The sequence below is a fragment of the Desulfogranum japonicum DSM 18378 genome, assembly GCF_000429945.1.
Lineage (GTDB): Bacteria > Desulfobacterota > Desulfobulbia > Desulfobulbales > Desulfobulbaceae > Desulfogranum > Desulfogranum japonicum.
The window spans coordinates 1-26,255 of record NZ_AUCV01000047.1; the positions used below are offsets into that span (position 1 = coordinate 1).

At 47.4% G+C, this 26,255-nt stretch carries 18 protein-coding genes and 1 pseudogene; 2 read left to right on the plus strand and 17 right to left on the minus strand.

The window, feature by feature from the left end:
- Positions 1 to 299: 299 nt before the first annotated feature.
- From G493_RS30020 to G493_RS0118475, 11 genes and pseudogenes are all read right to left on the minus strand, one after another.
- Positions 300 to 626 (minus strand): annotated as a pseudogene (locus G493_RS30020) (alpha/beta hydrolase); the annotation flags it as partial.
- A 37-nt stretch (positions 627 to 663) separates the two neighbouring features.
- On the minus strand, positions 664 to 1,701 hold the full coding sequence (locus tag G493_RS30025; RefSeq protein ID WP_205623711.1) for an alpha/beta hydrolase: 1,038 nt from the start codon (positions 1,699 to 1,701) through the stop codon (positions 664 to 666).
- A 66-nt stretch (positions 1,702 to 1,767) separates the two neighbouring features.
- Positions 1,768 to 2,952 (minus strand): aldo/keto reductase, encoded by a 1,185-nt coding sequence (locus G493_RS0118435; RefSeq protein ID WP_028581590.1) that lies wholly within the window; start codon positions 2,950 to 2,952, stop codon positions 1,768 to 1,770.
- 11 nt (positions 2,953 to 2,963) lie between these two features.
- Entirely contained in the window at positions 2,964 to 4,103 is a 1,140-nt protein-coding gene (locus G493_RS30030) for a (R)-mandelonitrile lyase (protein ID WP_051309528.1), read from the minus strand.
- 67 nt (positions 4,104 to 4,170) lie between these two features.
- On the minus strand, positions 4,171 to 5,262 hold the full coding sequence (locus tag G493_RS0118445; protein ID WP_028581591.1) for an alpha/beta hydrolase: 1,092 nt from the start codon (positions 5,260 to 5,262) through the stop codon (positions 4,171 to 4,173).
- Between the two features lie 213 nt (positions 5,263 to 5,475).
- Positions 5,476 to 6,135 (minus strand): hypothetical protein, encoded by a 660-nt coding sequence (locus G493_RS0118450; RefSeq protein ID WP_028581592.1) that lies wholly within the window; start codon positions 6,133 to 6,135, stop codon positions 5,476 to 5,478.
- 32 nt (positions 6,136 to 6,167) lie between these two features.
- Positions 6,168 to 6,833, minus strand: coding sequence for a flavodoxin (locus G493_RS0118455; protein WP_028581593.1), 666 nt, complete (start codon positions 6,831 to 6,833; stop codon positions 6,168 to 6,170).
- 214 nt (positions 6,834 to 7,047) lie between these two features.
- A complete protein-coding gene (locus G493_RS0118460) occupies positions 7,048 to 7,899 on the minus strand; it encodes an aldo/keto reductase (protein ID WP_028581594.1) in 852 nt (283 codons plus the stop codon).
- Positions 7,900 to 7,939: 40 nt separating this feature from the next.
- A complete protein-coding gene (locus G493_RS30035; RefSeq protein ID WP_051309549.1) occupies positions 7,940 to 9,160 on the minus strand; it encodes a Bcr/CflA family multidrug efflux MFS transporter in 1,221 nt (406 codons plus the stop codon).
- Between the two features lie 42 nt (positions 9,161 to 9,202).
- Positions 9,203 to 9,949, minus strand: a complete 747-nt coding sequence (locus G493_RS0118470; protein ID WP_028581595.1) for an SDR family oxidoreductase — start codon at positions 9,947 to 9,949, stop codon at positions 9,203 to 9,205.
- 12 nt (positions 9,950 to 9,961) lie between these two features.
- Positions 9,962 to 10,945, minus strand: coding sequence for an aldo/keto reductase (locus G493_RS0118475; RefSeq protein ID WP_028581596.1), 984 nt, complete (start codon positions 10,943 to 10,945; stop codon positions 9,962 to 9,964).
- A 560-nt stretch (positions 10,946 to 11,505) separates the two neighbouring features.
- Here G493_RS0118475 and G493_RS32485 point away from each other — a divergent pair.
- Both G493_RS32485 and G493_RS34435 read left to right on the plus strand, forming a co-directional pair.
- Positions 11,506 to 12,993, plus strand: a complete 1,488-nt coding sequence (locus tag G493_RS32485; protein ID WP_161629854.1) for a PP2C family protein-serine/threonine phosphatase — start codon at positions 11,506 to 11,508, stop codon at positions 12,991 to 12,993.
- Positions 12,994 to 13,091: 98 nt separating this feature from the next.
- Entirely contained in the window at positions 13,092 to 14,021 is a 930-nt protein-coding gene (locus G493_RS34435) for an AraC family transcriptional regulator (protein ID WP_028581597.1), read from the plus strand.
- Between the two features lie 595 nt (positions 14,022 to 14,616).
- Here the strand turns inward: G493_RS34435 and G493_RS30045 are convergent.
- The 6 genes from G493_RS30045 to G493_RS0118515 form a co-directional block, all read right to left on the minus strand.
- A complete protein-coding gene (locus G493_RS30045) occupies positions 14,617 to 15,744 on the minus strand; it encodes an MASE3 domain-containing protein (protein ID WP_084813653.1) in 1,128 nt (375 codons plus the stop codon).
- 253 nt (positions 15,745 to 15,997) lie between these two features.
- A complete protein-coding gene (locus tag G493_RS30050) occupies positions 15,998 to 19,273 on the minus strand; it encodes a response regulator (protein ID WP_051309533.1) in 3,276 nt (1,091 codons plus the stop codon).
- A 6-nt stretch (positions 19,274 to 19,279) separates the two neighbouring features.
- On the minus strand, positions 19,280 to 20,113 hold the full coding sequence (locus G493_RS0118500) for a phosphate/phosphite/phosphonate ABC transporter substrate-binding protein (protein WP_028581598.1): 834 nt from the start codon (positions 20,111 to 20,113) through the stop codon (positions 19,280 to 19,282).
- Between the two features lie 140 nt (positions 20,114 to 20,253).
- Positions 20,254 to 21,195 carry a diguanylate cyclase gene (locus G493_RS0118505; protein WP_051309551.1) on the minus strand — a complete coding sequence of 314 codons (942 nt, stop codon included), beginning with the start codon at positions 21,193 to 21,195 and terminating at the stop codon, positions 20,254 to 20,256.
- Positions 21,173 to 25,114, minus strand: coding sequence for an ATP-binding protein (locus G493_RS0118510; protein ID WP_028581600.1), 3,942 nt, complete (start codon positions 25,112 to 25,114; stop codon positions 21,173 to 21,175). Before G493_RS0118510 ends, G493_RS0118505 begins: the two co-directional genes overlap by 23 nt.
- Before the next feature lie 54 nt (positions 25,115 to 25,168).
- Positions 25,169 to 26,254, minus strand: coding sequence for a glycosyltransferase (locus G493_RS0118515; RefSeq protein ID WP_028581601.1), 1,086 nt, complete (start codon positions 26,252 to 26,254; stop codon positions 25,169 to 25,171).
- Position 26,255 lies beyond the last annotated feature (1 nt).

Consider the following 26,255-nt stretch of genomic DNA (forward strand, 5'->3'; position numbering starts at 1 on the left):
ATGTCATCACGAGATTTGAAATCAATTTTGACTTCAGCGATAGGAGTTTCACCTATTCTTAATTGAGGATGTTTTGTTTGTCTCATGCTATGATTCAGATTGAAGATTTTGGTACACAGCCTGCTTTTTGGCGCAGACAATCGAAATGAATTCCACACAAATTCCATATTTTCGGCATGTTAACGTAGTCCGTCGGCATTTGTCAAAATGAATATAGCTTGTAATACAAAAATCTTCGCCTACTCACATATGAGTTATTTGGCTGTATTTACTGTGTAAATTGGTTTTCGGTCAGGCACTATATATCCTTTTTCTGCCAATCTTTGAGCGTATAATCCTGCAACTTGCTCTTTTACCCCACCATTCGGATGAGCAACGACAACTGCCGGGTAAGTATTTTTTGGGTCATAGCCAGCAGGTGTATAGACATTGGCGGCAATTTCCAGACCATTGAGTTTATAGCTGACAGGGTGGATATTTACTTTACCCTCTACATTTTCAGTGATAGCACCCTGATACGTCAACGTATATGGGTTCAGTTTATAATCTGCTGCCAGAGCAGCGGTTCCTACCGAATTGATTGTAACAGCAGCCATTAGTGCTGCACCTAAAATACTCTTTTTCATCTTTGAACTTCTCCAAATGTAATTATTGATTTTCTATTTAATTATAGTTGTTTATCCAAAATCTGATCGCATCATTTACCCAGCCCTCTGCATCAGTCCCAACACCAGTCCCGAAACCATGCCCAGCATGCTTGAACCTGTGATACTCAACAGTAACCCCTGCACGCTTCAGGTTTTGAACACGTCTGTCTACGACTGATGCGCTGGCGATGGGATCATCAGCACTAACCGTAATGAATGTCGGGGGAAAGCCTGGGGAGTATGTTGAGTGCCCGGTATAGGCAATGATCACGGCACCGGGTTTTGGCAGATCAAGACCGCCATAGTAAGCTGTTTCGTTTAATGCGATATCGCCTACCATCCGTGCTCCGGCAGAGCTTCCCCACAGTGAATAGCCTTTTGTTGATACGCCCAGAGTATTTGCATTTTCGACAATATAAGAAGTCGCTGCAGCCAGGTCTTCAGAAGCTTTCAGACCACTTCCTGCCCTGTATTTCAGGACAAATGCGTTGAGTCCTTTTTTGCTGATTTCGACTGCATGTGGAAACCCTTCATGAAATGATCCTACATAGGAAAAGCCTCCTCCTGGACAGATCACCGCAAATGGAGCTCCCGGTTTGCCTCTAAAGAAAAAGAGACCGGCATATTCTTTGGCAGGATCTTGTCTCTTTTGCTGCTCAGTGTAAAAGTCGTAAAAAATCTTGTGACCAGAGGCTACTTCATCGATCATATGATTAACTGCTCCAACAACAACGTCAGAATTCACATGGCTATGATACGGGAGAAGTGACCCGACATTACTCAAATTCACATCAAGCTGCTGCGGCCTGTCATCCCAGGGGAGAAGGTATTGACCAAACTCTTTAAACGCAGGATGTTCAACAATAGATCGAACAGCGTCTCCGGTAGTGACATGCTGATAGTGCGAATGTGTATTCACGCTCGTTACTCCACCGTTATGTTGATCCGGGACATTCTGGTTTCCAATTGCATAACTGGAAAAACATCCAATGGTAAAGGCAGCCGTGAAGAGCAGTGCTACTGTATGGCACCCAGTAATTCTCTCATTTTTCATAGGTTGATTATCTGCTGAAATCCGTTAGCGATTCTATATCCATACATTGAGTGCGGCTGAGATCTTTCACCCCTCCGGGAGCGCTTCCACACCAGAAAAGGCGAGCACCCTGTCGGGAAGACGTTGACCGCGCACTTCAATTGACTTCAGTGCCGCATTCAGTTCGGCGATCTCACCTCCAGTGAATTGAATCCCAGCTGCACCGATATTTTCAATCATGTGTGCCATCACCGTCGTTCCGGGGATAGGTACGATCCAGGGCTTCTGCGCGAGCAGCCAGGCAAGTGCGATCTGAACAGGAGATGCATGCTTGCGGATTGCCCAAGTCTTTATCAAATCAACTAACTGCATATTGTGCGCGAGATTTTCCGGTGAAAACCTTGGCGTGATAGCGCGGAAATCACCGGCTGCAAACCTCGTATTTGCATCGAGCCAGCCTGTGAGGAGCTGGCAATCCAGAGGCCACCAGGGTACAAAGCCGATTCCCAATTCTTCGCAGAGTGGTATTACTTCCTTTTCCGGGTCTCGGGTTGCCATCGAATACTCGTTTTGAATCGCGGTCAGGGGCAACACCGCATGAGCGCGACGGATCGTCTGTATGCCTGGTTCAGAAAGCCCCCAATGCAGAACCTTACCTTCATCCATAAGCTCTTTGACCGCTCCGGCGACATCTTCAATGGGTACCTGTGGGTCAACGCGGTGTTGATAGAGGAGATCGATGCGGTCAGTCCGCAGCCGCTTGAGCGACCCTTCCACTGCACGTTTGATTCTTTCGGGTCGGCTATTAAGCCCAGGCCCACGCTCTCCGGTTTCCGGGTCTATGTTCCAGCCGAACTTGGAAGTAATCCTCACCTTATCCCGAAACGACTCGATGGCCTCGCCGAGAATCCGTTCGTTTTCAAAAGGTCCGTATGCCTCGGCAGTGTCGAAGAAGGTGACACCGCGATCATAAGCCTCACGGATGATATTTATCATTTCAGGACGATACGGTACCGTAGTTGTGTACTTGCGGTGCATATTCTGGACGCCGAGACCGATGCTTGACACCTCAAGTGAACCAAGCATACGTTTCCCCGGTTTTGCATAACTCGTGGAGTTCTGTTCCTCGCCTTTTGGTGAAGCGGTGGCAAGACCGGGCAACATTGAAGCTGCTACCACACCTGCCACACTTGCCCCTGCTGCGATAAATGAGCGTCGATCCACTGCTGTAATAGTGTTCTCTTTAATAGGAGCTTTTTGTTTGTTATTCATTTTAGTATTCCTCATTTGTTATATTGTTCGTCACTAACATGTTCCATCCACTGAACACCTGAGCCATTCAAAGGCTCAGAAATAGCCACATGAGACATCGCGCTGTCAGGTGCCGCACCATGCCAGTGACGTTCATTTGCTGGAATCCAGACGACATCACCGGGCAGTATCTCCTGAACAGCTTCTCCTTCGGACTGCACCAGGCCGCGTCCGGAAATAACAATAAGGGTTTGTCCAACAGGGTGTGTATGCCAGGCTGTCCGTGCACCTGCTTCAAAATTAACAGTACCGCCGCCATAACTGCCTGTTGCTTTTGAGGTAAACCTTGACTCAACTGTAGCCCTACCGGTGAAATATTCGGATGAAGCAACGACAGGAGACGTTTTTCTCGTCACTTCAAGAGCCTTTGAGATTGTCTTGGGATTTGTGGTTTTCAGCGCTTCCGCAAGTACCAGAGCACTCCTGTCAGCAACGTGCCCACTGACTCTTTCTCGCAGCACCTCGATGAAGTCTTCAAGCTGCGATTCGCTGTAGCCCATTCTCATGGCTATTCCAAGGTGCCCTTTGAACATCGGTTCTGTCCCCGGTAGAGCTGATAACGTGCTGATGGTCACAAGTTCTCGCTGCTTGTGGTTTAAGACATCACGAACAAAAATGTCCGCAAAGAGATGCTCGACGAGAAACTTGTCGATAATTGGCGTAAACACGGGATAGCCACTGGTACGGTTCGATATATCCCTGCCAACAAGTGTATTTCGAACCTTATGGCCATATGCATTCTGGTCGAAATCATCAGGCAGTGCTGATGCTTCTTTACCAGCTTTATCAATCTTACCTTGTGACTGACGTTCATCCATAACGGCTATAAACGTGTTGATCCCTATCAAGGATCGTGGGAACCCTGCATAGGCATAGATATGAACAAGGGCTTCCTTTATTTCGTTGATAGTCAGTCCGTCATCAAGCCCTTGATGCAGAGATTCTTTTAGTTTGGAAATGTTGCCACTCGCAGTAAAGGCAGCGATGGGAACGAGTGCTTTTTCTGCCTTACTCAACTCTTCTGAAATGGCATCTTCTGCAAAAGCGGTGTTAGTCATATTGAAAGAAGTGAAGAGTATGGTCGTTATAACTATGAACAGTTGTTTTTTCATAATGTCTCCGGTCGTGATACTATTCTGCAGTATCTCTTTTAGATGAAATGCTGCAGAGAATTCTTATTTAATCCAATCCTTTCTCTTTCAGGAAACCACTCATCAAGTTAGCGATTTCAAGATTGTTCAGATCGGAGAAGGGGAAGTGTGTGTTGCCGTGAATTCCTATTTCAGGCAGATGTACTACAGTAGCATCACCACCATGACGGTTGATTGCCTGAGCCCACAACTTTGCCATATCAAGACGGATTCTCCACTGATCTTGACCAGGGTTATCCATGGGTTCTGATGGGATATTGTCCCCGTAATAAATGATGATCGGAATTTTCGTGAGCTTTTGGAAATCTTCAAGCTGTACGCTTACTGCTTTAAGGGTTCCACCGGAACTGGGCATCGGAGCAGGGACTTCACCTTCTGGAAAGATAAAATTGGAACCCGGTTCATAAGACACAACCCCCTTGATATTATTGCTTTTCAATACTGCTGCCCAACCCATTCCACCGCTATGTGAATGCGTAACAAGAACACCAGGACCAATCTTGTCAAACAATGCTGCTACGGCTTCAGCATTGACATCAATGTTGATTGGTGCGGTATCAGGTGTCATTTGACGGAAGTATTGATTGAGGCTTTCTGGTTCCCTAGAGAATTGAACCCCAGGAAAAAACTCAGGCCAGATACCGACACGGAAAATATTGAACCACTTCTGTTCATCCGGTACAGCAGCTATGGCACCCGGTTGAATGCTTCGCCCTGCGTTGCCTCGACGGGGTTGGTCAATCAGATAAACCGGAAAGTTGCGACGAAGAAAAATATTCTGGAATCCCTCGCGTCCATCGGGGGTCGTTTCCCATGTCTTTGAGAACTGTCCATAACCATGCCAGAAAACCAGGGGGAGTTGACGACCATTTTCCGGGATCTGGTAAAAAGTGTAGAGATGGTCGCCATGAAGGGTTTGCCCTCCTGATGCAGAAAGGTTTTTTGAATCAAATTCACCGGGACTGGTGATGACTGTACCACCAGCTGCAAAACTTCCCTGTTCCTTGATTGACATTGTTCCGTTTTGTGTGCTCCCACCGTTCATAGCGCATGATGACGCAAGCATACTGATGAGAATCAGCACTTGAGCATAAAGCATCCTGGGTTTATTCAGTTTCATATTTGCACTCCTGTTAATTCAATGTTTTGATTTCATGGTAAGCGTGCTGGATTTCTGCCATATAAGTAAACTGTAAAAGCTCACTCTATAATGGATAACTATAGTATGTGGGGTGCAGATAGCGGTAGATCGATACTATGGAATAATTGCCCAATAATGCGAACAACGTCATTTTTTGCCTGATCAAGTGTTCAAATGCGCTCCAGATCTTCATCACTCTTTAACCAGGCGGGTTAGCCAATGGGTCAGAATGGCATAAAAGGAAAAAATTGACAGATTCAGTAGACAAAAGGTTACCACTGTCTGATGCGGTAGATAGTAATTCTCACTTGGCAGCATAAAGAGCTTGGAAGCCATCTCTCGTGAAAAAGATGCATAGACCCCACCTCCAACAAGCAATAGCCGTGAAATAGCGTTTATTCCTCTACGCTTGTCCCAGGACATCGTTGGTATCAGGCGACAGAGCCAGTTCTGGATACGCTTCCAAAACAGGCCGACATGCATGCCTGCCATCACTAAGAGCCAGCTGGAGAGGGTGGCATGGATGAACAATATGCGCTTACTGCCCTCTATGCTGTCAAAGGTAAATACGGTCCGGGAGATAAAGAATGCGCACCATAGAACGGCTAGAAAAATTCCAGCAAGAGCAAGGATTATAAGAAGATTAAGCCAACGCCTGAAAGAGTAGTTCCCTTTAAAATGAGTAAGAAACCAGTGCCGGTTAAGGCCAATGTGAACCCCAATAAAAAGCACCATGATGGTTCCATTCCACTCATGAAAACGATTGCCAGTATAGAGGTTGGCCTGGGAGAGTATAAAAGTGATAAGCAAAATCAGATCAACAATCAGACGAAGTGCTATTTTACTTCTCATTGCAATCTCCAGAAAAGAACTTGATTGGCCATCTACGCTGTCTTTCTAACCCAGCGGGTGACTTCTGGAGCAGCCTCTGCCACCACGTCCCGGCTGACAGTATACCCATTCCGCACTACCTCTGCCTTTGGCTGTAGATCAGCAATGGTGCGAATGGTGCCGGAGAAGCCGCTGCCACCATGGGTGCTAAACGGAATTATTCGCTTGCCAGAGAAGTCATATGATTCCAGAAAGGTATAGAGAATCATTGGCAGATCAGCCCACCAGTTAGGATAGCCAAGGAAAATGGTGTCGTAATCCTGAAAGTTTTTCAACGGTTTTGCGATGGCAGGACGATAATCTCGCATTTGCTCGATTTTAGCCTGGGCTATGAGTGGCTTATGATCCAGGGGCCATGGTTTTACTGGTTCGATACGGAAGAGGTCGGCACCAGTTGCCTCGGCAATCACCATGGCCACATACTGGGTGTTTCCCAGCACGTTGCCGTTAATGACCACCGTGCTGTTTGCCTCGTCATCGCTCATGTTATGTGGATTCAGGGTCTCGGGCCAAGAGAAGTAGACTACCAGGGGTTTCCCACTACCTGACACTGCGGCCAATGCATGGTTTACGCTTTTGGGAACGGCACAGGCAGCAATGCCCAATGCCATGGTTTTTAGAAAAGTACGACGTGATTGGATGACATTTGTTTCTTTCATAGTATTTGTCTTGCCGGTATCTTAATGGTCGAATTCATCGTTAGTTAGCTGGTAATTGCAATATCCAGCCATTTTAGAAAGCTCTCTTTATGGTGAACTATTCTAGAGCCTGGACCGCTGACAGCGGTAGATTGATACTATGGAATAATTGCCCAATAATGCGAACAACGTCACTTTTCTCTTTCAAGAGAAACTATGGTAAGCTATGAAGTTGTTAGAGATCCAGTTTTCTTTCACCAAGCCATTTGACCATGGCTGGATCACGGTGATCGAAAAAGCTGCTCTTTGCCTGATCAAGAGTTGAAATACACTGCATATCTTCTTCACTCAGTTTGAAATCAAAGACGGAGGCGTTTTCGACCATTCGCTCCTTACGAACCGATTTAGGAATAACGATAACACCTCTCTGGATGAGCCAGCGTAGAACTACCTGTGCTATGGATTTTTCATATTTATCACCGATTGCTTGCAACAATTCGTTGGTGAAAAGACTATTCCTGCCTTCGGCAAATGGTCCCCATGATTCAATCTGAATATTATTTTCAGTCAAAAACTTAATCGCATCGACCTGCTGGCAGAACGGGTGGGTTTCAATCTGGTTGACAGCGGGAACCACTTCATTGTGAATTATTAAATCCATGACCCGGTCTGGGTGAAAGTTGCTGACACCGATTGCTTTAACCCTTCCTTCCCGGTAAAGATCCTCCATTGCCCGCCATGCTCCATACACGTCTCCGTATGGTTGATGGATGAGATACAGATCCAGGTAATCCAGCTGCAGTTTGGTTAAGGATTTTTCAAATGCAGCTTTCGTGCTCTCGTAGCCTGCATCCTGAAGCCACAACTTGGTGGTAATAAAAATTTCTTCCCTGGGGATGCCGCTTTGTTTAATGCCACTTCCTACAGCGCTTTCATTGAGATAGGAAGCGGCCGTGTCAATCATACGATATCCCGTCTCCAGGGCGTCTATAACTGTTTTTTCACATTCTCCCTGGTCGGGAATCTGAAAAACACCAAAACCCAGGACAGGCATTTCCAGACCGTTATTTAAAATTACTTTTTCCATTTTCATTATTCCTTCATTTATGTTTTGTGCGATTACCTCGCTATATTGTTCTCATCTGCCGGTCTTCATCGCTACTGGCTGGTAACAGCAGTAGTGTTGATAGCAAGCAACCGATTCCACACACCGCGATTATCCACCCCATCGGCCATGGAGTCTTGTCTGCGAAAACACCGACAAGTCCTGAACCGATAATGCCGCTACCGTATTGCAAAGCACCTGTTAAAGCAGATACCGTCCCAGCACGTTCAGGAAAAAGAGCCATTGCCCCAGTGATGGAATTAGCCACGATAAGACCGGTGGTTGAGGCAAACACGAATAACGGGACAACCAATCCCCAGAGTCCTCCCCATCCAGTTCCGGCTGCAAAGGCCACGAAAAGAGATGAAAAGGCACAGACAAAACAACCCCAAAAAAGGACTCTGTCATAGCCATAACGGAGGACCAGTCGTGAATTGAGAATGTTGGCAGACATAATCCCAACAATACCCAAACCAAACAGTAGGCCATATTTTTCTGCAGGAACATGATAGTAGCTGATATATGCAGATGGCGTCCCGGCCACATAAGCGTACATACCAGCATAGAGAAAGGCACCTGTTCCTATATAGCCGAGGACCCGCTGACTCTTTACAATTTCAATGTAGCTTTTCATTGCTACATGAAGAGGTTCCTTGTTTCGTCTGTTTACAGGCAATGTCTCAGGAATTGTCAATAGAGCAACCAGGGTAACTAATCCAACACCTACTAATACCCAGAAAATGGCACGCCATCCGGAAAGTGATAGAATCTGTCCACCAACAGTAGGTCCGATGAGTGGTGCAACCGCCATCACGGTTATCAGGGTTGATAGCATCTGTGCGCCCCGGTTTCCTTCATAAAGGTCCCGAACCATAGCACGCGATAGAGCGACACCAGCACAAGCACCAAGTGCCTGGATAATTCGCCATGCTATCAAATGGTGAGCGCTGTCTGCCAACGCGCACCCAGCTGAACCGATAACAAACATGATAAGCCCGGCTGCTACCGAGGGACGACGTCCATATCGGTCGCTGATCGGTCCCCAAACTAACTGTCCGAGACTAAAACCAATGAGGTAACCGGAAACAGTCAGCTCAATCATCCCATGACCTGCTCCCAGCGACTTTGCCATGAGCGGCATTGCCGGTAGGTACAGGTCCGTGGAGATTGATGCAAACCCCATAAGTAGACTCAGGACGGAGAGGACATACCAGCCAGGTTTTAAAGTAACAGGTTCTGTCATTATCCTGTTACTTGAAGATCTTATACGTGATGGAAATGACATCTATGCTTCCTGTGCTGTTGGACGGAAAAGGATTTCATTAATATCCACTTCATCCGGTTGGCTTATGGCAAAAGCAACGGTCCGGGCGAAGGAATCGGCTGGTATCGCGTATTCTTCGTAAAACCCCTGCATGGTTTCCTGTATATCTCCTTCGGTGATACTGTTTGGCAGTTCTGTAGCAACAGCTCCCGGAGAGATAATTGTTGTGCGGATGTTATATGGTTTGACCTCCTGCCGAAGCCCCTCAGATAACGCACGAACAGCAAATTTCGTCGCGGCATAAACTGCAGCACCTGGACGAACCTTATGACCTGCAACAGAAGAAACATTGATGAAATGCCCTGACTTCTGCTCTTTCATGTAGGGTAGTGCTGCAGCGATGCCGTGCAATACTCCCCGCAGATTCACATCGATCATGTTGTTCCAGTCATCAAGTTTGAGACGTTCCAATGGCGAGTGGGGCATCAGGCCTGCATTATTGATCATGACATCAATACGCCCGAATTCCGTGACTGCAGAGTCAACCAAGGCCTTTACCTGACCGGCAATGGTGACATCCGTAGCGACCGCTAGAGCCTTTCCGCCTTCGGCTTTCAATTTCTCAGCCAGAGAGGTTATGCGCTCCGAGCGACGAGCGGCCAAGACAACGGTTGCACCCTCAATACTCAAACGCCAGGCTGCTGCTTCACCAAGTCCGCTGCTTGCACCTGTTATGACAATGACTTTTCCTTCTATATTATTGCTCATTTGTATTCCTTGTTATTTTCCTACTCGCTCAGCATATTCAGCCGGATATCGATCTCCGGCTATCTCTATATTGGTAAGCGCTGTATTGATTTCACTCAGCTCATCCTGTGTCAGCGCAATTTCAGCCGCTCCCAAATTGTCCATAAGACGATGTAGCTTACGGGTTCCCGGAATGGGTACAATCCACGGTTTTTGGGCCAATACCCAGGCTAGGGCTATTTGGGCGGGGGTTGCGTTTTTGTCAGCAGCAATTTGTTTCACCAGGTTCACCAGCACCTGATTGGCATCAAGGTTTTCTGCCGAAAAACGTGGAACAATGCTGCGGAAGTCGGAGTTGTCAAAGGTTGAGCTTCTGTTAAATCTACCGGTCAGAAACCCTTTCCCGAGGGGGCTAAACGGTACAAAGCCAATGCCGAGTTCTTCAAGGGTCGGAAGCAATTCTTCTTCAGGCTGACGCCACATCATCGAATATTCACTTTGAACCGCGGCTAACGGTTGCACCGCATGGGCGCGACGAATGGTCTGTACGCCTGCCTCAGAAAGTCCCCAATGCAGAACTTTACCTTCTTTGATCAGGGCTTGAATCGTACCGGCTACTTCCTCGATTTCAACCTGTGGATCGACACGATGTAGGTAATAGAGATCAATAACATCCACTTTCAGACGCTTAAGTGATCCTTCGATTGTTTGCCTTATCGTTGCGGGCTTACTATCCAGAACCTGCTTCCAGTTTTCAATCTGTATCCCGAACTTTGTGGCTATGGTCACTTTGCCCTTGAATGGTGCTAAAGCCTTACTGACCAACTCTTCGTTGGTATATGGACCATATACCTCGGCGGTATCAAAAAATGTGATTCCGTTATCAACCGCTTTAGTAATCAGTTGAGTCATTTCTTGTATATCTGCCGGGGGGCCATAACCGTGGCTCATGCCCATGCAACCCAGACCGATAGCTGAGACCTCCAGCTCACTGTTTCCAAGTTTTCGTTTCTGCATTTTGTTCTCCTTTGGTTGTTCTTGTATTACTTCGTCGGAGGAATGGTCCGGCGATTTGCAACCCACATGATTTATACATGGTGGGTTGATGTCGGATAAACTAATGCAGTGCGAACAGAAACCGGTAGATCAATCCTGCTCAATTATTGCCTGATTATATGAAGACCGCGAAATATGTCGGGGAACCTAGAAAAACAGGAATGATAATCATTGAGGAGTGGTGGAAAGCTACAGTCTGGACAGATAGAAGGATAGAAAAGGAGACTTTAATTATCACCCTTCGGAGAATCAGGCAATAATGTAGGAGTATTGGTCTACCACTGATTTATGAAAAGCCATATACTGGAATAGTAGGAGAACAGGTACCCCGGCTTCTTGTCGGTTATAGGGATTCGAATAAATACCAATAGATGAAGAACAGATCAAATTCTATGAAAACACTACACTTCATTCCTGAGATTTTTAGCTTCAGCAAGCTTTCGCTGTCAAGCAAGATCACACTATATTTCGCTGTTTTTGGCCTGCTTATTTTTTACTTTACTTCTATTGCATGGCTTTTCGTGTCACAAAAAAACCTAGCGGATTCAATTACCCGTATTGTTCGTACAGAGATTTCGGAGATCAATGTCAATGAATCAGGTGATGTGTGGTGGAGATTTATCAATAAAGAGCATCATGAACTGAGAGCCCTCTCGAGGACTTTGGCAAATCTTACCTCAAGTTCTCACACTATTTTAGATACCTCGATCTATGGACGCGCTGCCAATGATGCTCCCTGGCAGAGATTACAACTCGATGACGATGATGTTATGAGAGTGATCCCCATCGATCAGGCAAAGGTTAAGGACATTTCTTCCCATTATGAAAAGCGACTTGTAGGCTCAGATTCGAATCTGTTTTTGAGCTCCCACAAGATCGCCTTATTTGTCAACATTACCTCTCCGGCAGACAGGGGAGAATACTTTTATAAAGTTACTATTGATAAGCAGGGAATCTCATGCCTTTTGAGGAATGGGGTTCTAAATTTCTTTTTCATCTCGTTGGGAGCATTAATCGTTTTCCGAATAGCTGCACATTTATTTGCAGGCAAGCTTGTCAGGCCGGTAGAACAACTTTCTCGGGCTGCCACCAGAGTAGCAGAAGGCGATTTCAGCTTCCAGGTTCCTCCGGTTGGTGAGTCTGAAGTAGGAGAACTCAGAGAAAATTTCAATAAAATGATCATCGGTTTAAGAGATATACACCGAATGAGGCAATTGGAGGTCGATGTTGAAAGGGCACGGGAGTTCCAGCAGAACTTCCTTCCAAGGGAAATTCCATACCTTGCGAATTGGGATATTGCCACCTGTTTTGATCCTGCTAAGAACGTGTCCGGTGATTTTTACGATGTCTTTGAGCTGCCAGGCAAAAGACTGGGGCTTGTCATAGCCGATGTGGCTGACAAAGGTGTCGGCCCGGGGCTCTACATGGCTCTTATACGCAGTCTCATACGCTTGTATTCTGAACAATCCTTTGAAAGTGAGACAGATGTGATTTCCACGAATTTTCGTCACCTCGGTCTCAATCCTCAAGGGTTTCAAAGCAGAGAACAACGAGTTGTACAATTGACGAACGAATATTTTGTACGTCATCATGGAATGGAGGGGATGTTTGCAACGCTGTTTTTCGGCGTACTGGAGGTGGAGAGCGGTGATCTCGTCTATATCAACGGAGGGCATGAACCGCTCTATATAATAGGCAAGAATGGTATCAAACAGGAACTCGCTCCGACAGGACCTGCGGTGGGCGTGATGCCCGATATCAATTACAAAACCGGTAAACTCCAATTGGCCCCTGGCGACACTCTTTTCGGTTTTACAGATGGAGTGACAGAAGCCATGAATTCAAGAGACGAGCTGTTTAGCCGGTCGCGTGTGCAGGAAATTCTTGGTCAGCCCATTAACTCATCAAGAGAGTTGCTCGAAAAAATTAGGCAGCAGGTATTCTCTTTTGAAGGAGATACGTCACGTTCAGACGATCTGACCATGTTAGCTATTCAACGTCTTGTATGAAAATAACTTGGAAATGTTTAGTATATTGATTGGATCAACCCATTTTTAAACATGGTGAAGCCAATGATAGATAATCCTTATACTGAAAGGTGATCTAAATGAGAGCTGGAACAGCAAATGAGAAAAATGAAGATCTAACCGCACAACTGGGCCGGAGTATTGCTAAATGGACCGATGGCGTGGATCGCCTTGAAACCTCAGTCCCAGGCCTGGCCCTATTCAAACGATTTGAACCAACCGACCCAATGCCCGGTATGTATGAACCGGGCGTTTGTTTAATAGCTCAGGGAGAAAAACGTATACTGCTTGGGAATGAAACATATATATACGATGAGGATCACTATCTGCTCACAGCTGTACATCTCCCGACGATTGCGGAAATCACCAGGGCCAGTGAGGATAGACCGTACCTTGGGCTTCGATTGAAATTTAATCTCCAGGATCTTTCACAATTGATGGCAGACAATAAGCTGCCGCCGCCAAGTGTCCAGCAGTCGCCGCGCGGAATCGCAATCGCTAAAAATACCTCGCCGTTGCTTTCATGCTTTATACGGCTTATCGACTTGCTTGAAAACGAGGAAGATATTCCGTTCCTTGCCCCTGGCATTATGAGAGAGATCACCTATCGCCTTCTTACCGGGGAACAAGGAAAACGTTTGCGACAGATAGCTGCCGTTTTCAGCAAGGGACGCCAGATAGCACAAATAATTGATTGGATAAAAGAAAATATTGCTGAACCAATACGTATCGAAGATCTTGCAAAGCAGGTCAATATGAGTGTTTCGACTTTTCACCATCATTTCAAGTCGCTAACCGCAATGACCCCACTACAGTTTCAGAAAAACCTGAGATTAAATGAAGCACGGAGATTAATGCTTGCCGAACCGACAGATGCAGCTACGGCTTCATTCCTTGTCGGTTATGAAAGTCCGTCTCAATTCAACCGTGAATACAGCCGGTTGTTTGGTGCTCCGCCGTTACGCGATATCAAAAACTTGAGGGATAACACAGTTGATAGGAGTGCGTAGTACCTCTAGCTGCTGAATTAAGCGGAATTGAAGATTAATCTTGCCATTCCCAAGCTCACGAGCTTCATAATTTTCTAAAACTTTATATAGCTTCTATTGTAGAAAATTTCTTTAGCCACGAAACCTAACAGCCATAAAAGATTTTGAGAGAATAGATTGTCCATGACTCCCTATGTCTAAGCATGTTAATGTCTTCTCTTTTTAATGTTAGGAAAATGCGAATATTGTACAGTGGCCTTGTCTTGGAAGTTGCTCCATTTTCGATACTGACCGTGCTGCATACTACTTCTTCTGTGTATGGTTTGATTTGAGGTAAAGGCGGTAGATCCTTGTCCCACGTTATTTGAGATAAAAAGTTGAATCGTTGATGGAGGGACAGTTTTTTCTGAAGGTGATTTTTGAACAGAAACTTACGGTTTGAGATAGGCCAGCGAGGGTGAAACCGTAAGTTTCTGTTCAAATGCCCCCGCTACCCCTATTTGTAACTGATCACAGACTCCACGGAGTTTTCCGCTGGTCGCGTACCTGCGAAAAACAGCGCTTGCACAAATTTGAAGCACCTGTGACCAGTTACAACTCAGAACTCATGGAAAGGTCAGCCTTTCTTACTTTTTAATTGCTGCATGACTTTCTCGTAACATTCAGGGCAAATACCGTGGCTGAACTCAGCGGTAGAATGATCGCGTAGAAATTGTTCCAGCTGTTGCCAGTATCCTTCATCATCCCGCAGTTTTTTGCAGTATGAGCAAATAGGGATAATTCCGGTAAGGGTTTTGACCTGCTCCAGTGCTTCTTTCAACTCAAGTTCTGTCGTTTTGCGAGTGTTGACTTCGCGTTGTAGTTGATTGTTGGAGGCTTCCAGTTCACGGAAAAGCAAGGCAAACGGCTCCCGAATTCCAGTTTCAATAATTGCCTGATAAATAAGATAGTAGGAGAAAATTTTGAAGTAGTGTCCGACAAGATTGGAAAAGCCATAATTGCTGATATAAAAGGTGAAGGACAATTCTGATACGATAGTGCAGCCCAGGGAACCGAGCAGAAGCAGAAAGATCTTACGGTCGAAGTACTCGCGACTAAGATGAAATAACAGAGCGGTCACTGCGAGTATGGCGCATATGATATACTCGCTGATCTTCTTGAATGGAGTTAATCCCTGTTCAGCGATAAAACACTCCGGAAAGATTTTCCACCAGAAGATACTGGCAATCAGAATAAATGTAACCAGTGAATAAGAAATGGAAATTCGAACAAGCTGAAGCTGTTTATTACTCAACAGATAGTTAAACGCAATCAGCAAAGTGAAACTTTCAAGATACCGGGCGGCGATCCATAGCTGATTAGCATAATAGTCATAATCGGTGAATATCGGCATGCCCTTGTAGGCAAGTGTGTGCAGCAGGTCAAGCAAAGCAATGAATAAATACCCAATACCAATAAACATAAGGTACTGGTTTTTTATATAAGCCCTTGCATTCCAGGCAATCATGCTGAGACAACAGGCAACAACAATACTGAATAGTTCTGCGAGGGTATGGAAGAGGAGGTAGTTGATCCTGCTGGTCAGATACAAGCCGATCAGCAACAAAGGAGCCAGGAAGACTGTCGTCGTCTGCCTGCGCTTGAGAACATTCTGCTCAATTCGGTCAATGAAATCCTGAGGTAACAAATCGCTCTTATCCTTACCGGTAACAAGTTTTCCTGGATTCCCCGACAAGTTTTTCAACCGCTACTGTACATTTTGCCGGTCTGCAAGCCGGAAGTGCTTACGGTTATAATATATTTTAATCATGGCATACCCACAATGAAAGGTCAAACGCTGCATTCTCTCGCGGCCAGACCAACTGGCTGGTATCAGCGTTATCTTGACCTCGAGAAAACGAGCCCATTGTAAGTCTCACCAGGTATTGTATGAGGTAATGCACCAAAATCAATAAAGCTTCAGTAGAATTGAACCTTGCCTACAGCTCTCCCTTCTTTCAGGCTGAATTGTCCGTGTCTGTTTCAGTTTTGAGCTGATCAAGCCTTTTTTGTGCTTCGGCAAAATTAAGTTTAGCCATGGCTTCATCGAGCCCTTTGAAGGCCTCTTTTGTCATCAGGGAATGCAGGGCAGGCTGTAGTGTCCGGTAGAGTTTTATCGCTGATATTTTTTTCTGCTGCAGCGCATCGCACAGCTCATTAAGCTGTGCATCTTCCATCTGTATCGGTTCAGAGTTCCTGCTTCTTTGCTTGTAATCCTGGAGAACAGGGGTAATGGCGTTCTGTAGTTTGCAATACCCTTCTCGCAGCTTATCCAACAGTGAGGGAATATCCCCTGATTCGCCGTCACGCAGACAGTGTTCTATCCGTCTGGCCAGGTCGGAGAGAACACTGGCCCCAATCAGCCCGGAGCTACCCGCAAATTTATGAATACGAGCCTGCAGCGCATCTTTTCCTGACTGCTCCGGCTCCAGCGCGACGGGCTGCAACAGATCCCGATTATCGTCTGTGAATCGATCCAGAAGGTCTATGAAGAGCTCTACGTCATCATTGATGCGTTCTTTTACCCCTTTTGCATCTATCCCCTCGATGACCGGCCAATCATCATGTTTGACCTTTTGCCCCTGTTTTTCCTGGACAGGAACGGGAATGGATCGAGAGATGCCGACAAGCCTGCGGATCTGACGGACTATCTTTTCGGCATCAAAGGGTTTGGTCTGGTAATCATCCATGCCGGCTTCCAGGGATATTTTACGTTCGCTGGCAAGAGCTGCTGCTGTCAGGGCGATTACCGGCAGTTTTTTGAGTGATTCAATCCGGCGGATTTCCTGTACTGCCGTGTTCCCGTCCATCACCGGCATCTGGATATCCATGAGAACGACATCGGCCTGATGAGCTGGATCTTGAAGCCATTTCAGCGCCTCTGCTCCATTCATGCACGTATAGACAATAGCTCCTTCACGTTCCAGCAGTCTGGTGGCAAGATCCAGATTAACCTGTGCATCATCCACTACCAGTATCTTTACACCAGGCAGCCATGCCAGGTGGGAGAAATCCAGTATGGAACTTCTGAGTACCAGGTCGATATCGTTGAAATGTTTGCTGAATACAAGGCCCAGCCCATTGATCAGAGCAGAGACAGTGATTGGCTTTTTCAAAATGAGGTCAGCGATCTCCGCATGGGGGGACTTCCGCAGCTGTTCTGTTTCATATCCGGTAACCACCAGAACCCCCGGCATCCCATCAGTGCCGTATCTTTTTTTAAGCTCATACAGGGCCGCAAGCCCGTCCAGTTCCGGCATCTGCCAGTCAACGACCAGGCTATCGATCTGTTGTCCCTCCTCAAGTATCTTTTCGTAGCGTTCCAGCAGTTCCCTTCCATTCTCCACTGCTTCCACATTCCAGCCGAGCTGCTTGAACATGGCAACCAGGCTCTCACGATGATCCGGGTCGTCTTCGGCCAGCAAAATACTCAAATGTTTCCTGTAGAGTCCGGCGTCTTTTATTTCTTCCTCTGTGGCAATACGAAAAGGAAGTTCAACGGTAAAGCTGCTTCCCACACCATCTGTGCTTTCTACATGAACCTCGCCTCCCATCTCTTCACACAGTTGTTTGACAATCGCCAGGCCCAGGCCTGTACCACCGTGCTTACGAGTGATCGAACTGTCGGCCTGCCTGAAAGCATCGAACAGGGTCGGCAGGAGATCCTCAGGGATGCCTGAACCGGTATCCTTAACCAGAAAACGCAGCCGTTTATGTCGGGTTCCATCATCTGAAATATGTATAGAACCGGCAGGTTCTACCGAAAGCGAGACAATACCACTGCCAGTGAACTTGATTGCATTGTTGAGCAGGTTGAGCAATATCTGGCGAAGCCTGGTCGGGTCACTTATAACGTAGCCGTTGATTGTTGCAGGCAAAGAATCAATGATCAGGCCAATTCCTTTTTGCCGTGCCTGGGTAGTGAGCAGAGCTGCAAGCTCGCTGAGAACCGAATCAAGTTGGAACGGAACCATCTCAATATTGATCTCTCCAGCCTCTATTTTGCTTAGATCCAGAATATCGTTCACCAGGGAGAGCAGCATCTGGCCGGCAATATGAATTCTGTCGACGTCTTCCTTGATTTCAGGATTCAAATCCTGCCGCTGGGTTACGATTCGGGTCAAGCCGATGATACTGTTCAGTGGTGTACGGAACTCGTGACTCATGTTGGCCAGGAACCTTGACTTTGCAAAGCTGGCACTGTCGGCCTGCCGTCTTGATTCAACGAGTTCGGCTTCAGTATTTTTTCGCACGGTAATATCTGTACCGATGGAGATGAATCGCTCGGGTCGATTGTCTTTGCCAATAAGGGGTACAATGGTTGTATCTACCCAGTAGTATTCTCCATTTTTTTTCCTGTTACAAATTTCCTGATTCCATGTCCGGCCTGAGCTGATTGTTTGCCAGAGATCGTCGTAAAATTCAGGTGAATGAACACCGGATTGCAGTATACGATGATTTTTCCCCAGCAATTCAAGCTTATCGTAGCCGGTTGTATGAAGAAAATTCTCGTTGATATACGTTATATTCCCATTGGCATCGGTTATACTGACAATGGCATGCTGATCTAGAGCACGTTGTTTAAAGGAGAGTTCCTGTGCCATAAAGGCAAAGGAGTTCGTTAATACACCTACCTCATCCTTGGTAGCTTCCGGTAACGTTATCTCCAGGTTTCCATCTGCAATTTTTCTTGCCGCGTCACCCAATCTGACAAGAGGGCGGACAATAATTCGTAATTGAATGATTAAAATGACGAGTAGCGAGAACATGACCATGCCCAGAAGCATGTTTCTCACGGTTGCAATATCTTGTTGAATTCTTTCTCTTTCCCTGGACCAGTCAATGTCGACTACCAGGTTGCCGATATAACTGTTTGCCAGCTTGAGGGGATGATCTTTATGGATAAAGTCATGTTCCTCCGTATTGGAGATTTTTATCCGGTCAAATAGTGGATACAGACGGCTTCCGTCATCTGCAAATATTTCCATGTTTAACCAGACACCTTCCTGTTTTTTTTCAAGATATTCAATGTTGGCTATCAGGGCTGCAAGATTTCCTTCCAGTACATCGCGGATAAGTGCGGATTCGGCGGCGTCCAGCAGGGCCTGATTGTGGAGTTCAAAAACCGCCTTACCTTTATCCAGCTGTCGGGGTTCCCAGTGGAAATGAAGATACCCCATTGCAAACAGCAGCCCTGCCAGTATGGGTAATGAAAGCTTAAGTGTCAGATTCATCGGTAATTAAGGTTGTTTGTAATAACGTTCCAGTCCCATGTGTAAAAGAGGTGTGTAATCGTCCAGAGAGGCTACACCAATTTTTTTTATAGGAACCTTTTCCAAAAGAATTCGGCCCGCCTCTTCCTTTCCCAATGATAAAAACGCTTCCTGCACACGCTGCTGTATTTCCAGAGGTACGCCTGGAAGGACGGCAAAAGGATGAGGTGGAACCCTGGTGGTAGTATGGATGATTTTTAGATTATTCTGGTACTTCTGCTTCTGACTTTGCAGGGTTTTCTGCACCCCTCCACCTGCCGCAGCCGCACCTATAAGTACATTCAGGTAAACCGAGTCATGTGTCTTGACATATTTGGGTTTAACGGTAACTCCGAATTTGTCATGTAATTCCTGACGCATCTGCAAACTCGCGCCCAGAGCATTTGGTGCGGGAAAAACAACAGTTTTTCCATTAAGTTCCGTGGGATCATTGATGCCACTGTTCTTGGCAACGACCAGGATGCCGAAAAGTTCGCGGCCAACGTCTCGAACCAAGGGGATGTAACCGGCTTTTTGATTCGCGATAACCAGGTGATATGGATTCATATAGGCAAAATCGAACTTGCCCTGGATAAACTCGATCTCAAAATCCGGAATGGTTTGTGAACCTATCAGTCTGAACTGATACCCTGTTCTGGTTTCCACCTGATCGAGAATTGGCCTCCATATGCTATGCAGTTTTCGCGCTTCAAATTGGGGTACAATACCGACGGTGAAAACCTGTTCGGATTGTCCGGCATGGGAGATGCTATGAAAACAAATACAACAAAACACAAACAATAGTACTGATAATCGTCTCATATAATCTCCCTTGTATTTCAGGGTTTCTGGTCTTGTACAATATCCGGGAAAAGGATTGAGCGTGGCAGGGTTTTTTCCCGGTTACTTTGTTCTGACGTGGTGTGCTCGTGTGTTTCACCCCGGCATTCAGGCTGTGAATATCAGAGAAAGACCACTCTGTTTCTGCCCTGTTCCTTGGCCTGATACAGGCTGTCGTCAGCCTTTTTTAATAGTTTGGCAGACGTCTGATCAATAAAGTGGTCCTCGCAGGCGCCACCTACGCTGATACTGACAGTATCAGCAATAATCGAAGCAGTATGGGGAATCGCCAATGCCTGGACAGCTGCGCGGATTTCCTCAGCAACATGCTGTGCAGCCTGAACATTGGTTTCCGGCAGCAGGCAGACGAACTCCTCACCTCCGTAACGCGCAACACGATCACGTCCTCGTTTGAGCTGGTTACGGATGGCGGTGGCCACTGATTGCAGACATCTGTCACCTTCCAGGTGACCGTAGGTGTCGTTATACAGCTTGAAATGGTCAATATCTATCATCAGGATGGAGAGCTGTTTTTTAGCCCGTTGGCAGGCGCGCCAATCGCGGTCCAGCTGGAAGTTGAATTCTCGGCGGTTGAAAAGCCCGGTCAGGCCATCCCTGGTTGCTTGAAATCGCAGCAGATCTGCCTGCTGTTTAAGACGAACCTGGGTGGTGACCCGGGAGCGTAAAACGATGGGAGAGAAGGGCTTGGTAACAAAATCAACGCCGCCAACCTCAAAACAGCGGACCTCGTCTTCCTGGCGGTTCAGGGATGTGAGGAAGATGATGGGGATATCTTTCAGTGTTTCGTCCTGTTGCAGCCGTCTGCAGATTTCAAACCCGTCCATATCCGGCATCATGATATCAAGGAGAATGAGATCAGGGTGCAGTTCAGCCACCAGGGGCAACCCTTCTTTGCCGGATGTCGCCACTCGAATATCGTAGTCTTGTTCAAGGGTTGCGCCAATAGACAAAAGAACTTCAACACTGTCGTCAATGGCAATGATGGTTGCGGACATAGTTTCCTCAAGAGTTTTATGGTGATCAGGGGTACTGCGATTTTTCATCCTGCCTGCCTGAATCAGCTGTATCCATGGCTGCAGCCAGTTCATTCAATTGTTTCTGCACCTCGACAAAATTAAGTTTTGCCATGGCCTCGTCGAGTACTTTGAAAGCCTCTTTCGGTATCAGGGAGCGTAACGCCGGCTGTACTTCCTGGTACAGTTTCATTGCTGATATTTTCTTTTGTGCCACTGCCTTGGAGAGCTCATCCAGCTTTGCACTGTCAAGCACCGCGCTCTGGTCTGGCTTGGTTTTTTGCTCATATTCCTGAAGCACTGGCATAATGGCTTCTCTCAGGTTCTGGTATTGGGTTGCCAGTTCTTCGAGCAGCCTTGCCATGTCCCTGGGAGTGTTGTCCTGCAGGCAGTTTTCAATGTGTTTGGCAAGGCGAAATAAAGCATCGGCTCCTATGAGCCCGGCGTTTCCTGCAAATTTGTGCAACTGCGCATGCAGGACGGTTTTGTCTTGCTGGGAAATCGGCATTGGCAGTGGCTGTTCCAGTTTCCGATTGCCGTCGACAAAACGGCGCAGCAAGTTCATGAACAGCGGCAGGTCTCCCTGGGTTCGGTGGCGTGCACTGTTGCCGTTTATCCCTTTGATCCTGGGCCAGCTTATCGAGCTGCCAGAGGATGAGTCCCGTTTCACAACAGGGATGGGGATACCCCTGGCAGCCTCCACATGCCTGCGGATCATCTGGATCATCTGTTCTGGTTCAAATGGTTTGGTCAGATAATCGTCCATGCCGGCCTGGATTGATTTCTCCCGTTCACTGGAGAGGGCCGAAGCGGTCAGTGCAATGACCGGCAGTCCCTTCAGGGAATCGATGCAGCGAATGTTTGCAACGGCAGTATTGCCGTCCATCACCGGCATCTGTACATCCATCAGAACAATGTCAACAAGGTTACCCGGTGCCTGCAGCCAGGTGAGGGCCTCGGCGCCATTCGAGCAGGTGGCAACCGACGCCCCCTCGCGCCTGAGAATGCCGCTGGCCACGTCAAGATTCATGGAACTGTCGTCGACCAGCAGGATATGCAGGCCGCTGAGCCACATCTGCTCGGCGCTCAGGTCCAGGGGGGCCTGATACAAGGCGGCCTCTTGATTTTCCTTCTCCGTGGCAATCTGAAAAGGCAGTTCCACCGTAAAACAGCTGCCTTGTCCTGGCGTGCTTTCGACACTGACCTTCCCACCCATGGCCTGGGTCAGTTTCCTGACAATGGCCAGGCCCAGGCCGGTGCCTCCGTAGACACGGGTAATGGAACTGTCAGCCTGGTGGAAGGGGGTGAAGAGCTTGGGGAGTACCTCGGGAGAAATACCGCTGCCGGTATCTTCCACACGAAAGCGTAACCGTTGGAACGTGTCACCATCTTCGGTATGGCACAGCGGGCCTGCCGTTTCAACGGAGAGCGAGATATGGCCACTGGTGGTGAACTTTATGCCGTTGTTGAGCAGGTTAAGCAGCACCTGTCGCAGCCGGGTGGGATCACATATAACGTTATTTGCAGCACCCCTCGGCAACGTACCAATGTTTAAATCAAGGCCTTTGGCCTGGGCCTGGAAGGTGAGCAGCGACTCCAGTTCTTTGAGCAACCCTTCCAGACGCATTGGAACCATCTCCAGGCTGATTTCGCCAGCCTCTATTTTGCTCATGTCAAGGATATCGTTGACCAGTGAGAGCAACATCTGGCCTGCTGAGTGGATTTTGTCAATCTCCTGCTGTACCTCAGGTGTAATATCGTCGCGTTGTCCCAGCAGCCAGGTCTGGCCAATGACACTGTTGAGCGGGGTGCGGATTTCATGGCTCATGGTGGCCAGGAACTGGCTCTTGGCCTTATTGGCTGCTTCAGCTGCTTCTAACGCGAATTTGAGCTTGGAGATGTCTGTTCGTATGCCGACAACACTGCCATCTTCAGATTTCCGTTCTGCGATTTTTACCCAGCGGCCGTTGGGCAGTTTCTGTTCAATGCTGATGTCACCCCCCTGGTGGCAGGCCAGCCGTTCGGCTATCCACTCTTCCTCACGTCCCAGGGCGTCAAGATATTGGCCTCTTTCCACCCCCTTGCGGATAACTTCCTCGAAGTCCACGCCCTGTACCAGCAAATCAGCTGACTCCTTATAGATTTCCAGATATTTTGCATTACACAGGTTCAATCTGTCTTCTGAGTCATAAATGACAAAACCTTCGTCAATGGCATCGATGGCAGCGTGCAGCCTGTTTTGAGCTATTTCAGCCTGTTCTTTTGCATCGCGCAGTTTTTTGTACATGCGGTGGCGTTCCTGTTCCGCCTCCTTGCGCTCGGCAATTTCTCGCAATAACCTGCGGTTCCAATACGCAATGAGGAGTAGAACTACAGTAAAAACAGCTGCCAATTTCCAGCTCAGGGAGTAATCCGTCCTGGTGAGTACCTTGTACATCATCCATTTTTCCCTGATTTTTGCTCTTTCGGCAGGTGTTATGGCTGAAATGGCCCGGTTGAGGAGGGGAACAAGCCTGGCATGTTCCTTTCTCACCATGATCTGTACCGGGAAAACCACCTGGGTCACGCCTGAGAGCTTGAGCTCTTCACTACCGAGACTATTGAGCTGAAACTGCAATGCCGGGAGGCAGTCGATAGCTGCAAAAGCGCCACCATCACGAACGAACTCAAGCGCCTCCTTTGTATCCTTTACCTGAATAAAATCAATCGCCGGGTATCGTTGTTTCATCAGATAATAGGCGCTGTAATCTTTACCGACAGATACCCTTCTTCCGTTCAGCACCGAGGGGTCAAAGATGTAGTCCGTTGCTTTGTGGGTTGCAATGGCGATGGGAAATTCTTCGTAGCTGTCAGTGAAAACCGCGAATTCTTCCCGGTCAGTGGTTTTTGATGTGGAGGCATAAATATCTATTTCCCCTTCCTGCATTCTACCAAGTATGGATATGAATGCCAGGGCATGGGGGGCAATGGTTTCCTGTAAACCCAGCTTATTTCTTATCAGGGCCCAGTAATCTTCTGATACGCCGATGATCTGTCCCTCCGTATTTGTAAAACTGAACGGCATCCAGCCGCTGGACTGCTGCCTCCGGAAGGTATGTGCATCAAGATATGCTTTTTCTTCTTCAGAGAGATACATTTCGCCGGTTGTCGTCAATGCCGGCCTGGTAAACCAACGGTTCCATATTTCCTGTTTTACTGCGGGAGGCAGGTTCTGCTGGGCCTTGTTCAGGATTGAGGCCAGGAGTGGTTCATTGCGTGAAACAGCGTAATAATGGGCTGCCATTTCCTTTTGTGTTCCAAAAAACGCAACGCCTTTGGAGGAAACATCGCCGATCAGGGCGCGACGGAGAATCCACTGGCCTGAATGGAATTCCTGTATGGCCGCGTCCGCCTGTTTTGTTGCAACCAGGCGGAACATATCTTCGGCATTATCTGCCATGACGATCGTGGCATCAGGAAGATGTTTTTTAAAGAGAGAGTTCAGCGAATATTGCTGGTAGGAGGCAATCCGTTTTCCTGCCAAATCTTCAATGCCCTGTACGTCATATCTGTCTGAGTGCATAAAGATGTGGAGAACTACCGGGAAATATTCTTTTGAAAAGAAGAGTTTTTCCGCTCGTTCCGGCGTATGGATCAGCCCCATGGTGGCATTGATTTCACCGCTTTCGGTCTTGATCAGGGCTTCGGCAAGGGACATAAAATGAAATCGAGGGGAGATACCTGCCTGTTTGATAATCCTGGCCACAATATCGGTAAAGTAGCCGGTTACCTTCCCCTCTTCTTCATAAATGAACGGATCCAGTTTAAAACCGGCCACATCAATGGTGGGGTGGTCATGTATCCACTGCTTTTCCTCGTCCGTGAACGCAATGCCTGCAAAAGCATATCCTGAAAAAAGGATTAGCACTGAAGTTACGAGGATATGGAAGAGGATTTTCCGGTTCATCATCGAGGGAAATCACCAGGTGTCTGGTTTTTCATAACAGTTCCTTTGATCATAATGTCAGGTCGCCTTGGTATGGGGTTTGTGTTTGCCGGGAGTATTGCGCAAGGGGCTTTTGGCAATTTTACCCAGATAATAGCGAAGTACCCCCAGAATATCAGGAAACACCACCAGCGAGCAGTGCCAGGCATAAACACGGGCCTGTTGTTCGGTGAGGTCCATGGCATCCCTGAAGGCATTTACCCTGAACAGCCTTGGCCAAAATAGCAGTACAAGGGCCAGAAGCGTTGAAATAAAACAGGGAATGAAAAAGAGGGAATGGAGAAAAAAGGCCATGATCAACAGGCAGATGGCAGTGACGAAAAAGAAAAGCGTGCCCCCGCCCCGCACAATAATGCGTCGAAACTCGATAAACCAGAATCTCCTTTCCCTGCCCGCACCCTTGTCGATGACCGCGGCAAATCCGTAACCTGAGCGAAAGGCCCGTTTGAAGTATTGTGAGATTTTGAACATGGCAATATCATGGTGGGTCATCACCGTATCCAGTTGCAGAATCCGCCATCCTTTATCCCTGACTCTCTGGCTCAACTCCGGATCTTCACCTCCCACCATTATTTCATCATAGCCTCCTGTCTCTTCCAAAATTTTCCGGCGGATAAGAACATCGCCGCCAAATGCTTCGGCCTCTCCGGCAGGGCCGTTCCACTCTAGGCTGGTGAGCCAGTTAAAGACTGTTGTATCAGGGTGCATTTCCTTTCTGTATCCCTGAACGGCCCCTGTTTTTTCACTGTATATTGCCTGAACACCTTTTGTCAGCCAATCCGGTTCCAGGACGGTATCTGAATCGAGAAACTGAATCAGCGGCGAGTGGCCAGCTCTCCAGCCAGCGTTTCTTCCCCTTCCCGGAGTAGGGTGACGGTCTCCCAGACTGATAACCTGAATATCTGCGGTTGATTTGGCGATTTCGACACTTCTATCCATGGAGCCGCCGTCCACATAGATCACATGCAGCTTTTCCCATGGATACTCACAGTCCCTGATTGATTGCAGACATCTGGTCAGGGTCGCCTCGGTGTTGACGCCGATGACCACGCAATCTATGTCTGGCAGGCTGGAGGGGTCTATGTTGTTGATGGTACGAAGCATG